Genomic DNA, 12965 nt, shown 5'->3' with positions numbered 1-12965 from the left:
AGAGGGCCGGGGTGAGGGGCTGTTGTAGAGGGTAACGCTCGCGGCGCCCCTCACCCAACCCTCTCCCCGGAGGGGAGAGGGCTAAGAAGAACTTACCCCGCAGCTTTCGCCAACCCCTTCGACAGCTGTAGCGCACCATGCAGCCGAGCCTTCGGATCGCCCCAAGCCCGTTGCAACACCAGCTTGCTGTCCGGCCGCAACCGCGCGACGCCGTTCAGCCGCCCCACATACGCCAGCAGCTTGTCGATGTTCGGCGGCTTGTCGTCGTGGAACGACACCAGCACGCCCTTCGGCCCGACGTCGATCTTCGACACGCACGCGCGCTTGGCGTTCAGCTTGATCTCGATGACCTTGATCAAATTCTCGGTCGCATCCGGCAGCGGGCCGAAGCGATCGATCATCTCGGCCGCGAACGCCTCGATCTCCTGGCTCTCGTCGAGATCGTTGAGGCGACGATACAGCCCCATCCGCAGGTCGAGATCGGGCACGTAGTCCTCGGGGATGAGGATCGGCGCGTCGACCGTGATCTGCGGCGAGAAATCGCGCGGCCGCGACGAGGTCATGCCGCCGGCCTTGGCGTCCATGATCGCTTCCTCCAGCATCGCCTGGTACAGTTCGAACCCGACCTCCTTGATATGCCCGGTCTGCTCGTCGCCGAGCATGTTGCCCGCGCCGCGGATATCCAGATCGTGGCTGGCAAGCTGGAAGCCGGCCCCCAGCGAATCGAGATCGGACAGCACCTTCAGCCGCTTCTCCGCCGTCACCGTCATCTGCCGCTCGGGCGGCGTCACCAGATACGCGTAGGCGCGCGTCTTCGACCGTCCGACACGCCCGCGCAGCTGATACAACTGGGCGAGGCCGAAGCGGTCGGCGCGGTGGACGATCATCGTGTTGGCCGACGCGATGTCGATCCCGCTCTCGATGATCGTGGTCGAGACGAGCACCTCGAACTTCTTGTCGTAGAACGCGGACATGCGCTCTTCGACTTCGGTCGGCGACATCTGGCCGTGCGCGACGACGAAGCGGATCTCGGGCACCTGTTCGCGCAGGAAATCCTCGATCTCGGGCAAGTCCGCGACGCGCGGCGTAACGACGAAGCTCTGCCCCCCACGGTAATGCTCGCGCAGCAACGCCTCGCGCAGCACGACCGGGTCGAACGGCATGATGTACGTCCGCACCGCGAGGCGATCGACCGGCGGGGTCTGGATCACCGACAGCTCGCGGATGCCCGACATCGCCATCTGCAGCGTGCGCGGGATCGGCGTCGCGGTCAGCGTCAGCATGTGGACGTCCGCCCGCAGCGCCTTCAGCCGCTCCTTGTGCGTCACGCCGAACCGCTGTTCCTCGTCGACCACGACCAGCCCGAGCCGCTTGAAGTCGATGTTCTTCGCGAGCAGCGCATGGGTGCCGATGACGACGTCGATCGTGCCGTTCGCCAGTCCCTCCTTGGTCGCCTTCGCCTCGCTCGCGGTGACGAGGCGCGACAGCCGGCCCATGTTCATCGGGAAGCCTTCGAACCGTGCGACGAAGTTGTTGTAATGCTGGCGCGCGAGCAACGTCGTCGGGCAGACGATCGCGACCTGCTTGCCGCCCATCGCCGCGACGAACGCCGCCCGCAGCGCGACTTCGGTCTTGCCGAAGCCGACGTCGCCGACCACGAGACGATCCATCGGCTTGCCCGCGGCGAGATCGCCGAGAACGTCCTCGATCGCGCGGTCCTGGTCCTCGGTTTCCTCGTAGGGGAAGCGGTCGACGAAGCTCGGATAGCCGCTCGCATCGGGTTCGAGCACGTCGCCCGGATGCAGCGCGCGTTCGGCGGCGGTCGCGATGAGTTCGCCGGCGATCTCGCGGATTCGCTCCTTCATCTTCGACTTGCGACGCTGCCAGCCCTCGCCGCCGAGCCGGTCTAGCGTCGCGCCTTCCTCGGACGAGCCGTAGCGCGAGAGGACGTCGATGTTCTCGACCGGCACGTACAGCTTGTCGCCGCCGGCATAGCTCAGTGCGACGCAGTCGTGCGGGCTTTGGCCCACGGGAATCGAGGTCAGGCCCTCGTACCGACCGATGCCGTGCTCGGTGTGGACGACCAGATCGCCCGGCGTCAGCGTCGCGAGTTCGGCAAGGAACGCGTCGGCGGATTTCTTGCGCTTCTTGCGGTGGACGAGCCGGTCGCCAAGCATGTCCTGCTCGGTGAGGACCGCGATCCCCGGTGCGGTGAAGCCGTGATCGAGCGGCAGGACGATCAGCGCGACGCCGAAGCTGCGCGCGGTGTCGGCGATGCCGAGCGCGTCCTGCCACGTCTCGGCGTGCTTGCCGCCTTTCATGCCGTGGTCGGCGAGCAGGCTCCCCAGGCGTTCGCGCGCGCCGATCGAGTAGCTCGCGAGGATCGGTTTCCGCCCCTGCTTGCGTAGTTTCTCGACATGATCCGCGACGGCTTCGTAGATGTTCGCCTGCGCGGCACGCTCGGGGCCGAAATCGCGCGGGCCGTCGACGTCGAAGTCGAGCACGGTGTCGCTCGGCGGTTCGTGGAACGGCGATGTGATATGCGCGGCGAATGCCTCGACGCCGCCGGACCATTCCTGCGCGTCAAGATAGAGCGCCTTGGCAGGCATCGGGCGATAGCTGCCAGGCTGGGCCGCCTCGGCGCGCTTGCGGTTCTCGTAATAGTCGGCGATCGATTCGAGCCGGCTTTCCACCGCCGCGGCGACGCCGTTGTCGCGGACCACGACGTCGTCGGCGCCGAGATGGTCGAACAGCGTCGCCATCTTCTCCTCGAACAGCGGCAGCCAATGCTCCATGCCCGCGATGCGGCGGCCTTCGGAGATCGCCTGGTACATCGGATCGCCAGTCGCGGTCGCGCCGAACGCATCGCGGTAGCGGGTGCGGAAGCGTTTGATCGAATCCTCGTCGAGCAGCGCTTCGGAGGCGGGGAGCAGGACGAAGCCGTCGATCCGCCCGGTGGTACGCTGGTCCGCCGCGTCGAACGTGCGGACGCTTTCGATCTCGTCGCCGAAGAAATCGAGGCGCAGTGCGTGGTCTTCGCCCGACGGGTAGAGATCGACGATCCCGCCGCGCACCGCGTATTCGCCCTGATCGTGGACGGTGTCGGTGCGGACATAGCCGTTCGCCTGGAGCAGCATGGCGAGCTTGTCGCGACCGATCCGTTCGCCGGGGGCGAGACGCGCGACGAGCTGGCGGATGCGGAACGGGGTGAGGACGCGCTGAGTCGCGGCGTTGGCGGTGGTCAGCAGGAGTTGCGGACCCTTGGGCTTGCCCTGGAGTCGTTGCAGCGCGGCGACACGCTCGGCCATGATGCGGAGCGTGGGCGAGGCGCGGTCGTAAGGGAGGCAGTCCCAGGCGGGGAAGCTCAGCACTTCGAGATCGGGCGCGAAATACGCCGCGGTCGAGGCGACCGCGCGCATCGCCGCATCGTCCGGCGCGATGAACACCGCGCGGGTCTTCGCGGCGCGTGCGAGGTCGGCGAGCAGCGACGGCTGGAAGCCGGACGGCACGCCCGAGAGGATCAGCGGGCTGGTCGCGGAAAGGATCGTCTTGAGGTCTGGCATTGGCTTCCTAAAGCCCTCTCCCCCTTGGGGAGAGGGTTGGGTGAGGGGCTGTTCCGGGCGCTGCGCTGCTTGGCTACCCCTCACCCCGACCCTCTCCCCAAGGGGGAGAGGGAGTGCGTTACTTCACGACCGTCACGTAATCGATGTCGCGCATCGCCTGCATCATCGGGCCGTCCCATTCGGGCGGGCAGACGATCGAGCCGATCGCCCAGCCCATGATGTCGACGTCCTGTTCCTCCAGGAGCGCCTCGAACCAGTCGAGCTGCTCGGGAGTCCACGTCTGGCCATAGGTCGCGAAGAAGCCGCCGATCATCATGTCGGCTTCGCGCGTGCCGCGGTGCGAGCTGCGAAAGCCCAGGCGCTTGAGGCGGGTCTCGTGGTCCATCGTATCTCCAAACACGAAGAGCCGGCGACCCGCTGGCGGCGGGCGTCGGCTAGGCTATAGAGGCCAGATAGTCATGCGACCTGAAATCCTCAATCCGCTGTTCGCCGAAACCCTCGTCCTGAAGGGGGTGGGGCCCGCGCTCGCCAAGCCGCTCGACCGGCTCGGGCTCGCGCGCGTCGTCGACGTCGCCTTCCATCTGCCGACCGGCTACGTCGATCGCCTGCCACGCACCGAGCTGATGTCGAGCGATGCCGGGCGGATCATCACGATCACGCTGACTCCGCGCGACTACAAGATCAGCGCCGGGCGGGGGCCTACCCGCGTGCAGGCGACCGACGAGCACGGCAATTACGTCAGCCTCGTCTTCTTCGGCGGCAGTTCGGGCTGGGCGAAGAAGCTGCTGCCGATCGGCGAGGCCAAGCGGATCTCGGGGCGGCTCGATGAATACGGCCAGGAATTGCAGATCGTCCATCCCGACATCGTCGAGCCAGACGAGGAGTTACGCGAGCGCGAGCCGATCTATCCGCTGTCGGAAGGCCTCACCTCGCGGCGGCTGGCGGCACTGACCACGCAGGCGGTCGCGCGCGCGCCGGATCTGCCCGAGTGGATCGAGCCGGGCCTGAAGGCGAAACGCGAATGGCCGGGGTGGCATGAGTCGCTTGCGCGCATCCATGCCGACCCTTCGGACGCGACGGCGCGCGAGCGGCTGGCGTATGACGAAGTGTTCGCGAACCAGCTGGCGATGACGATCGTCCGCGCGGATACCCGCAAGCGGCGGGGGCGGGCGCTGCAAGGCGACGGCCGGCTACGCGACCTGCTGAAGCTCCCCTACACGCTGACCGGCGCGCAATCGCGGACGGTCGGTGAGATCGAGGGCGATCTCGCGCAGACCGCGCCGATGCTGCGGCTGCTGCAGGGCGATGTCGGTTCGGGCAAGACGCTGGTCGCGGCGATGGCGATGCTGATCGCCGTGGAGGCCGGTGCGCAGGCGGCGATGCTCGCGCCTACCGAAATTCTCGCCCGCCAGCATTACGAAACACTGCGAAAGACGCTCGCCGGGCTGCCGATCGAGGTCGGCGTGCTCACCGGTCGCGACAAGGGCCGCGTGCGAGAGGCGACGCTGATGGCGCTGGCGAACGGCGAGATCGACATCCTCGTCGGCACGCACGCGATCTTCCAGGATGCGGTCGGCTACAAGGATCTGGGGCTGGTAGTGGTCGATGAGCAGCACCGCTTTGGCGTCGCGCAACGCATGACGTTGCAGGCCAAGGGTGTCGCGCCGCCGCATCTGCTGGCGATGACCGCGACGCCGATCCCGCGCACGCTGACGCTGGCGCAATACGGCGAGATGGACGTCAGCCGCCTCGACGAGATGCCGCCGGGTCGCCAGCCAATCGAGACGCGGGTAATCTCCGAGGACCGGCTTGACGACGTGGTCAATGCGCTCGGCCGGCATCTGGCGGATGGCGGGCAGGCGTACTGGGTATGCCCGCTGGTCGAGGAGAGCGAGAAGAGCGACCTTGCCGCTGCCGAGATGCGTGCCGAAACGCTGCGCGCCCGCTTCGGCGAGAAGGTCGCGCTCGTTCACGGCCGCATGAAACCGGCGGAAAAGGACGCGGTGATGGCCGAGTTCTCCGCCGCGCGTACGTCCGTCCTCGTCGCGACGACGGTGATCGAGGTCGGCGTCGACGTCCCCAACGCGACGCTGATCGTGATCGAGCATGCAGACCGCTTCGGTCTCGCCCAGCTCCACCAGCTCCGCGGGCGGGTAGGCCGCGGCACCGGGCGATCGATCTGCCTGTTGATGCGCGGATCGTCGCTCAGCGAGACTTCCCGCGCGCGCTTGGCACTGATGCGCGAGACCAACGATGGTTTCCGCATCGCCGAGGAGGATCTCCGCCTTCGTGGTGCCGGCGAGCTGCTCGGCACGAAACAGTCTGGCGAGATGGCGTTCCGTCTGGCAACGCCCGACATGATGGCTGACCTCCTGCAATGCGCGCACGACGACGCGCGCCTGCTGATCGACCGCGACGGTGGGCTCGAAGGACCGAGAGGGCAGGCGGCGCGCACCGCGCTGTACCTGTTCGATCGAGACGCGGGCGTGGCGCTGCTCCGCTCGGGTTGACCTGTACGGGGCGAGCGCTCACGGACCCGCCATGGCTGCCTTGCTCCCCATTCTCGTCGTACTCCTCGCGGGTATCGGGCTTGCGATCCAGCCGCCGACCAACGCCGCACTGGTCAAGGCGTCCGGCTCGCTGTGGCTCGGATCGCTGGTGTCGTTCGCGGTCGGGACGATCGTGCTGTTGGGCGTCTGGGCAGCAACCGATCGGACGATGCCGGCGGCATTGAAGGGCGCGCCGGGCTGGGCATGGCTGGGCGGCCTGTACGGTGCGTGTTTCGTCGCCGCGCTCGCCTATGCCACGCCTCGGCTGGGCCTCGCATCGGCTCTGACGCTGGCGGTCGCGAGCCAGCTCGTCACAGCGCTAATCCTCGACCGGTTCGGGCTGCTCGGGCTCAGCCAGCAGCCGATCAGCGTGGCGCGGTTGGCGGGGGTTGCGCTGGTGATAGGTGGCGTGGTGCTGGTCCGCGCCGGCTGATCCGTCAGCTGTTGCGGGTCATCACCGCCAGCATGCCGTAATACTCGGAAAGCGGGATCGTCCGGTCAAGTTCGCAGCCGATCCGGCCGCCCAGCGACCAGCGTACCACCGCGTCGACGTTACCCAGGATCGGCAGATGGATTTGCAAGACATCGCCCGCAACGGCATTGCCTTCGCAGCGCGCCATCAGGCCATTCGCCGACATGTTCACCAGCACCAGCTTGATGCTGTTCCCCGCCGCGTCGATCGCTCTTGTGCGATGCATTACCTCGTCGCGGGGCGCGCCCCGTGCGTCGCGAACGGCCGTTGCAGAGCCTGGCATCGATCGTTCCCCGGTTGTGACCATCAACGTTAACTTATGACGGATGGCGTGAACCGGGTGCGAACGGTCATGCTTAACGCGGCGTTCTTCGAAATGAGAATGCGTCTATTACGAAGGGGTTAGCATCCCGTGTCGTTTTTTGCCGAGGCTGAGGCGAACGGGCGAGCCGATGTCGATGGTTGCCGTCGTTTCGCGGACGGCCTCTCCATCGACGCGAACCGCGCCCTCCGCGATCTTTCTGCGGGCCTCGCCGTTCGACGCTACGAAGCCCAATCCGACGAGCGCCTCGACGATGCCGATCGTGCCGCAGCTCACCGCAAAGCTCGGCAGCGAGTCGCCCGACGCGCCTTCCTCGAAAGTCTTCCGCGCAGTCTCGGCAGCCTGTTCGGCAGCATCGCGACCGCGGCACATCGCGGTCGCTTCGTTCGCGAGCACGATCTTGGCGGCATTGATCTCCGCGCCTTCGAGCGCCTCGAGGCGTGCGATCTCGTCGAGCGGGAGGTCGGTGAACAGCTTCAGGAAGCGACCGACGTCGCGATCGTCGGTGTTGCGCCAGAACTGCCAGTAATCGAAGTGCGGCAGCTGGTCCTCGTGCAGCCACACCGCGCCCGACATCGTCTTACCCATCTTGCCGCCATCCGCGGTGGTGATCAGCGGGGTGGTGACGCCGTAGACCTCGGTCGAGTCCATCCGACGCGCGAGTTCGATGCCGTTGACGATGTTGCCCCACTGATCCGAGCCGCCCATCTGCAACCGGCAGTCGGCGCGGCGCGACAGTTCGAGGAAGTCGTACGCCTGGAGGATCATGTAGTTGAATTCGAGGAAGCTCAGCGACTGTTCGCGGTCGAGGCGGAGCTTGACCGAATCGAAGGCGAGCATCCGGTTGACCGAGAAATGCTGGCCGACGTCACGCAGGAACGGGATGTACTCGAGCGCGTCGAGCCACTCGGCGTTGTCGAGCATGACCGCGTCGGTCGGGCCGTCACCGAAGGTCAGGAAGCGTTCGAAGATGCGGCGGATCGAGGCGACATTTGCCTTGATCCCGTCTTCGCCGAGCAGCTTGCGCGCTTCGTCCTTGAAGCTCGGATCACCGATCTTGCCGGTGCCGCCGCCCATCAGGACGATCGGCTTGTGCCCGGTCTGCTGGAGCCGGCGGAGCAGCATGATCTGGACGAGGCTGCCGACGTGGAGTGACGGCGCGGTCGGGTCGAAGCCGATATAGCCGGGCACGACCTGTTTGCCAGCGAGCGCATCGAGCGCGGCGGCATCGGTCATCTGGTGGACATAGCCGCGCGAAGTCAGCGTGGTGAGCAGGTCGGACTGGTAGGTCATGGGAGGGCGACTAGCATGCGCTCCCACCGGCGTCATCCCAGCGAAAGCTGGGATCTTTATGGGGCGGGTGCTGCGGCTCGAACGGCAATATCCCAGCTTTCGCTGGGATGACGGTTTTGTTTGCGCGGCTAGGTTCGAGGCAATTGCGACGTTGGATCCACCGGCGTCCGCCCTTTACGCAGTTCGAAGTGCAGTTCGGGGCGGTCCGCGAATCCCGTATCGCCCGACAGCGCGATCGTCTGGCCCCGCTTGACGCTCTGCCCGCGTTGCACGAGCAGCTTCGACGCGTGGCCGTAGACGCTCGTCCAGCCGCCGCCGTGCTTGATGATGACCAGCCCGCCGAGCGCAGCGATGCCGTCGCCGACATACGCGACGACGCCGTCCGCGGCCGCATGGATCGGCGTCGAGACCGGTACGGCGATCTTGATGCCGTCGTTACGTTCGCCACTGGCGCCGTGGCCGAATCGTTTCACGACCTTGCCGTCGACCGGCCAGAGGAACCCGCCGCTCGCGAGACGCGCGGGTGCGGTGACGACGGCGTTCGACGGCAGCACGCGGCGCGGTGTCGCGATCGGTCGTGCAGGCGCCTGATTGCTGGCGAGCGCCGGTTCGCCGCCGGTGAGGATGTCGTCGATGTCGAGCGTGAAGGCGCGCGCGCGTTCCGATGCGCTCGAAGTGCCGCCGCTAGGCTCGCCAGGAATCTGGATACGCTGGTCGGCGCGCAGCACGTAGGGTTCGACGAGCGCGTTGGCAGCCACGATCCGCGACCATTCGACGCCGTAAGCGCGGGCGATCGCGATGCCCGTCTCGCCGCGGCGGACCTGGTGATAGCGGCCGCCGGGGATCTGCAAACGATGGCCAGTGCGGATCGAATAGGGCGATTCGAGGTCGTTCGCGCGCGCGATCGCTTCGAGGCTCGCACCGCTGCGATCGACCACGCGGCTCAGCGTATCGCCGGGCCGGACGACATAGGTCGTGTCGGGAATCGTCTTCGCATCGGCGCTGACGGGGCGTGCCTCCCAGGCGGGGCGCGGGGCGGGCAGGGTCGTGACCTCGCCGGTATCGCGTCCGGGAATGTCCTGCGGCGGCCTGTCGTCTCGCGGCGTAACCTCTCGCGGCATATTCTCACGTGGGCGGGGCGGATCGTCGCGGCGGGGCGGGGAACGGTACGGACGCTGTGGCGGGTTACCGTAGCCGGCGGGGCGATCGACGTGCGGAATGCACGCGGTCAGCGCGAGCGTCGCCAGTGGAACCAGGACGCCCGCACGCCGCATCAACGATAGGCCCGCGTCAGCATGTCCATCGACTCGAAATGCGTGAGGTCGAGGTGCAGCGGCGTGACCGATACATACCCGTCCGCCGTGGCCTCCAGGTCAGTCGCGTGCGCTGGCGTTTCGACGGTCCGGCCTAGCGCGAACCAGTGATACTCGTAGCCGCGCGGATCGGTGTTGCTGACGATCTGCAACCGGCCATAATCGCGGAAACCCTGGCCGACGACGCGAACCCCCTTCACCGCATCGGCGGGGATAGCGGGAAAGTTGACGTTGACCAGCGTGCGCGGGGCCAGTGGTGCGTAGATCAGTGGCCGTAGAACGCGCTCGCCCCATGCCGCGGCAGCCTCGAACGGCACGCTGTCACCCATGCCCTCGCGGCTGTAGATCTGGCTCAGCGCGATCGACCGGATGCCGCCCAGCGCGCCCTCCATCGCCGCCGAGACGGTCCCCGAATAGGTCACGTCCTCGGCAAGATTCGCGCCCCGGTTGACGCCCGACAGGATCAGATCGGGCGGGCAATCCTTCATGATCTTGGCGAGCGCCATCATTACGGCGTCGGTCGGCGTGCCCGCGACGGCATACCGCTTCTCGCCATGCTTCCGCACGCGGATCGGCCGCGAGAGCGTCAGCGAATGCCCTGCGCCCGATTGTTCCTCGGCGGGCGCGACGATCCAGACGTCGTTGGACAGCGTACGTGCGATCGTCTCCAGCACCTTGAGCCCAGGCGCATGATAACCGTCGTCGTTGGTAAGCAGGATCCGCATCAGCGCTTGGGCTCCAGGACGGTCAGCCCGCCGAGATACGGCTGGAGCACCGCCGGCACGGCAACCGAGCCGTCCTCCTGCTGGTAGTTTTCCAGCACCGCGACCAGCGTCCGTCCGACCGCAAGCGCCGACCCGTTGAGCGTGTGGACGAACCGCGTGCCCTTCTCGCCCTCGGGCCGATAGCGTGCGTTCATCCGCCGCGCCTGGAAGTCGGTACAGGTCGAGACGCTGCTGATTTCGCGATAGCGCGCCTGGCCCGGCAGCCAGACTTCGAGATCGTAGGTGCGTGCCGCGGTGAAACCCATATCGCCGGTGCATAGGAGCATCCGCCTGAACGGTAGCTGCAACGCGTCGAGCACGCCCTCTGCGCACGCCGTCATGCGCTCATGCTCGGCCTCGGACATGTCGGGGGTGACGATCGAGACCATCTCGACCTTGTCGAACTGATGCTGGCGGATGTAGCCGCGCGTGTCGCGACCCGCAGCGCCCGCCTCGGAGCGGAAACACGGCGTCAGCGCAGTGAAGCGCAGCGGCAGTTCGGCCTCGGCGAGGATCTGTTCGCGGACGATGTTGGTAAGGCTCACCTCCGCGGTCGGGATCAGCCAGCGACCGTCGGTGGTCCGGAACAGGTCCTCCGAGAACTTCGGCAGCTGGCCGGTGCCGAACACAGCTTCATCGCGGACCAGCAATGGCGGCGAGACCTGTTCGAAGCCCGCGTTCGCGACATGATCGAGCATGAACTGGCCAAGCGCCCTTTGCAGCTTGGCGGCAGGCCCGCGGACGAGCGTGAAGCGTGCGCCCGACATTGCCGCGCCGGTCTCGAAGTCGAGGCCGATCGCAGGACCGATCGCGTCGTGCTCACGCGCCGTGAAAGCAAAGGTCGTCGGCGTGCCACGCGTGTGGACGAGCGCGTTGTCGTCCTCGCCGCCCCCCTCGGGCACATCGGTCGCGGGAAGGTTGGGGATCGCGGCAAGCATGGCCTGGAGTTCGCTACCAAGCCGCGCTTCGTCGGCTTCCAGAGCGGGCAGCGCCTCCTTCAGGCTCGCGACTTCAGCCATCAAAGCCTGCGCCTTGGCCTCGTCCTTCTGTGCCTTGGCTTGGCCGATCGCCTTCGACAGTTCGTTGCGGCGGGTCTGCGCGGTCTGCGAGTCCGCGATCGTCGCGCGGCGCTGCTCGTCGAGCGTCACCAGCGAAGCTGACTGCGGTGCGACACCCCGCTTGGCGAGGGCGGCGTCGAAGGCGGCGGGATCGTCGCGGATCAGGCGTATGTCGTGCATGGCTGGGCTATGCCGAGGGCCGCGAGCGTACGCAAGGCAGGCCCTCTGAAACCTCCCCCTTGGCGGGAGAGGACCGAGGGTTCGCAACCTCTCGCGTTCGCGGCGCGTTCTTCAACCATACGCATAGCGAAAAGGAGAAACCTGCATGCATCTTCCTCACAACTCCGTCGTGCTCGTCGCCGACGGCCGGAAAATGCTGTTCCTGCGCAACGAGGGCGACGCCGAATTCCCCAATCTGGTCGTCGAGAAGGCGCAGGAACAGGCTAACCCGGCGACGCGCGACCAGGCGACCGATTCCGCAGGCCGCGCCTCGTCGCCACAGGGCGGCGTGCAGAGTTCGGTGGAGCCGACCGATTTCCATCAGATCGAGGAAGACCGCTTCGCCGCCGACGCGGCCGACTTCCTGAAAACCGGCGCGCTGAAGAACGACTATGACTCGCTGATCGTCATCGCACCGCCCAAGACGCTCGGCGAACTGCGCAAGCACTATCACAAGGAAGTGAGCAGCCGACTCAAGGGCGAGCTCGACAAGGACCTGACCGGGCATCCAATCAAGGACATCGAGAAGGCGCTCATGAACGCCTGAACCGCGTAAACGAAAAAGGCCCCGTCGGAGGTATCCGGCGGGGCCTTTTCGATACGGCATTCGACTGCTTAGGCGGCAATCGCCTTCGGCTTTGCAAAGCGCTTGCGTGCGACCAGCGCCGCCGCCGCCGCACCGAACAGCAACACCATCGGCGGTGCGGGAACGGGGGCGGGCGGACCGCCGCTCGATCCCGTGCTGCCGCTGGAACTCGCGCTGCTAGCGCTGCTGGCACTACTCGCGCTGCTGGCGCTCGACCCGCTGGAACTGGCCGACGAGGCGCTGCTGCCCGACGAGGCCGAGCTTCCCGAAGATCCGTTGGAGCTCCAGCCGCCGGTCGAGTTCCAGCCGCCGTTCGATCCCCATCCCTTGCTGCTCGATCCATAGCCCGACGAACTGCCGCTGCTGGCCGACGATGCCGACGAGGCGGAGGAGGCCGATGACGCACTGCTTGACGCGGACGATATGTTCCCACTCGACGATGACGTGCTCGATATCTCGGCGCCGCCCGTGCTCGTGGAGGAGCCACCCGCGCTGGTCGATGACCCGCCGGTGCTGGTCGACGACCCACCGGTCGAGGTCGATCCACCGCTCGACGTTGACGAGATCACGACGCTGCCGCCCGAGCCGCCGCTGCCGCCGAAGCCACCACCAAAGCCCCCGCCGAAACCGCCTCCGAAGAAGCCGCCGCTGCCGCCGACCACGACGGGAACGCCGCCACCGCTACTGCCGCCGAACGGACCGGCGCCGCCGCCACCGAGATAGCCGTCACCGACCGGCACCGGCGGTGCCGCATTGGCGACGGTCACGACGGTCGGCGCGCAGGTCGTCCGCGTGGTCGTGGTGACCCGGCGGACGCGTGGTCGCG

Annotated in this window: 12 protein-coding genes; 5 read left to right on the top strand and 7 right to left on the bottom strand. The window is 67.2% G+C overall.

Annotation, left to right across the window (positions count from 1 at the left end):
• Positions 1-92 precede the first annotated feature (92 nt).
• Both mfd and C8J45_RS06810 read right to left on the bottom strand, forming a co-directional pair.
• Complete coding sequence (mfd, locus tag C8J45_RS06815; protein WP_107962512.1) at positions 93-3563, bottom strand: transcription-repair coupling factor; 3471 nt, start codon at positions 3561-3563, stop codon at positions 93-95.
• A gap of 118 nt (positions 3564-3681) precedes the next feature.
• Positions 3682-3948 carry a succinate dehydrogenase assembly factor 2 gene (locus C8J45_RS06810; RefSeq protein WP_107962511.1) on the bottom strand — a complete coding sequence of 89 codons (267 nt, stop codon included), beginning with the start codon at positions 3946-3948 and terminating at the stop codon, positions 3682-3684.
• A gap of 73 nt (positions 3949-4021) precedes the next feature.
• Between C8J45_RS06810 and recG the strand changes: the two genes are divergently transcribed.
• Together recG and C8J45_RS06800 are read left to right on the top strand one after the other, a co-directional pair.
• Positions 4022-6073: an ATP-dependent DNA helicase RecG gene (recG, locus tag C8J45_RS06805; RefSeq protein ID WP_107962510.1), complete on the top strand. Its 2052-nt coding sequence runs from the start codon at positions 4022-4024 to the stop codon at positions 6071-6073.
• 31 nt (positions 6074-6104) lie between these two features.
• On the top strand, positions 6105-6545 hold the full coding sequence (locus C8J45_RS06800; protein ID WP_107962509.1) for a DMT family transporter: 441 nt from the start codon (positions 6105-6107) through the stop codon (positions 6543-6545).
• 4 nt (positions 6546-6549) lie between these two features.
• Here C8J45_RS06800 and C8J45_RS06795 read toward each other — a convergent pair whose 3' ends face one another.
• The 5 genes from C8J45_RS06795 to serS all read right to left on the bottom strand — a co-directional run bounded on the left by C8J45_RS06795 (position 6550) and on the right by serS (position 11514).
• Positions 6550-6810: a PilZ domain-containing protein gene (locus C8J45_RS06795; RefSeq protein WP_258191336.1), complete on the bottom strand. Its 261-nt coding sequence runs from the start codon at positions 6808-6810 to the stop codon at positions 6550-6552.
• A gap of 165 nt (positions 6811-6975) precedes the next feature.
• The gene (tyrS, locus tag C8J45_RS06790; protein ID WP_107962508.1) at positions 6976-8199 is read right to left on the bottom strand and encodes a tyrosine--tRNA ligase; all 1224 of its coding nucleotides are present in this window, start codon (positions 8197-8199) and stop codon (positions 6976-6978) included.
• A gap of 128 nt (positions 8200-8327) precedes the next feature.
• Entirely contained in the window at positions 8328-9473 is a 1146-nt protein-coding gene (locus tag C8J45_RS06785; RefSeq protein ID WP_107962507.1) for a M23 family metallopeptidase, read from the bottom strand.
• Entirely contained in the window at positions 9473-10237 is a 765-nt protein-coding gene (surE, locus tag C8J45_RS06780) for a 5'/3'-nucleotidase SurE (protein WP_107962506.1), read from the bottom strand. Before surE ends, C8J45_RS06785 begins: the two co-directional genes overlap by 1 nt.
• On the bottom strand, positions 10237-11514 hold the full coding sequence (gene serS, locus C8J45_RS06775) for a serine--tRNA ligase (protein WP_107962505.1): 1278 nt from the start codon (positions 11512-11514) through the stop codon (positions 10237-10239). The genes surE and serS overlap by 1 nt, the downstream gene beginning before the upstream one ends.
• A 145-nt stretch (positions 11515-11659) precedes the next feature.
• On the opposite strand from serS, the gene C8J45_RS06770 reads away from it, so the two are divergent.
• From C8J45_RS06770 to C8J45_RS19100, 3 genes are all read left to right on the top strand, one after another.
• The gene (locus tag C8J45_RS06770; RefSeq protein ID WP_107962504.1) at positions 11660-12100 is read left to right on the top strand and encodes a host attachment family protein; all 441 of its coding nucleotides are present in this window, start codon (positions 11660-11662) and stop codon (positions 12098-12100) included.
• Positions 12101-12202: 102 nt separating this feature from the next.
• A complete protein-coding gene (locus tag C8J45_RS19105; protein WP_181321135.1) occupies positions 12203-12484 on the top strand; it encodes a hypothetical protein in 282 nt (93 codons plus the stop codon).
• Between the two features lie 78 nt (positions 12485-12562).
• Entirely contained in the window at positions 12563-12862 is a 300-nt protein-coding gene (locus C8J45_RS19100) for a hypothetical protein (protein ID WP_181321134.1), read from the top strand.
• The last annotated feature ends 103 nt before the right edge of the window (positions 12863-12965 follow it).

Origin of the sequence: Sphingomonas sp. PP-CE-3G-477 (assembly GCF_003050745.1) — a bacterium.
Classification (GTDB): Bacteria; Pseudomonadota; Alphaproteobacteria; order Sphingomonadales; family Sphingomonadaceae; genus Sphingomonas.
Note: the sequence above shows the minus strand (reverse complement) of the source record. Positions and strands in the feature narration are given on the sequence as shown.

What these genes read in the sequence shown, in the direction of transcription:
- mfd (WP_107962512.1), bottom strand. Translation starts at nt 3,563, where the DNA reads ATGCCAGACCTCAAGACGATCCTTTCCGCGACCAGCCCGCTGATCCTC.
- C8J45_RS06810 (WP_107962511.1), bottom strand. Translation starts at nt 3,948, where the DNA reads ATGGACCACGAGACCCGCCTCAAGCGCCTGGGCTTTCGCAGCTCGCAC.
- recG (WP_107962510.1), top strand. Translation starts at nt 4,022, where the DNA reads ATGCGACCTGAAATCCTCAATCCGCTGTTCGCCGAAACCCTCGTCCTG.
- C8J45_RS06800 (WP_107962509.1), top strand. Translation starts at nt 6,105, where the DNA reads ATGGCTGCCTTGCTCCCCATTCTCGTCGTACTCCTCGCGGGTATCGGG.
- C8J45_RS06795 (WP_258191336.1), bottom strand. Translation starts at nt 6,810, where the DNA reads ATGCATCGCACAAGAGCGATCGACGCGGCGGGGAACAGCATCAAGCTG.
- tyrS (WP_107962508.1), bottom strand. Translation starts at nt 8,199, where the DNA reads ATGACCTACCAGTCCGACCTGCTCACCACGCTGACTTCGCGCGGCTAT.
- C8J45_RS06785 (WP_107962507.1), bottom strand. Translation starts at nt 9,473, where the DNA reads ATGCGGCGTGCGGGCGTCCTGGTTCCACTGGCGACGCTCGCGCTGACC.
- surE (WP_107962506.1), bottom strand. Translation starts at nt 10,237, where the DNA reads ATGCGGATCCTGCTTACCAACGACGACGGTTATCATGCGCCTGGGCTC.
- serS (WP_107962505.1), bottom strand. Translation starts at nt 11,514, where the DNA reads ATGCACGACATACGCCTGATCCGCGACGATCCCGCCGCCTTCGACGCC.
- C8J45_RS06770 (WP_107962504.1), top strand. Translation starts at nt 11,660, where the DNA reads ATGCATCTTCCTCACAACTCCGTCGTGCTCGTCGCCGACGGCCGGAAA.
- C8J45_RS19100 (WP_181321134.1), top strand. Translation starts at nt 12,563, where the DNA reads ATGTTCCCACTCGACGATGACGTGCTCGATATCTCGGCGCCGCCCGTG.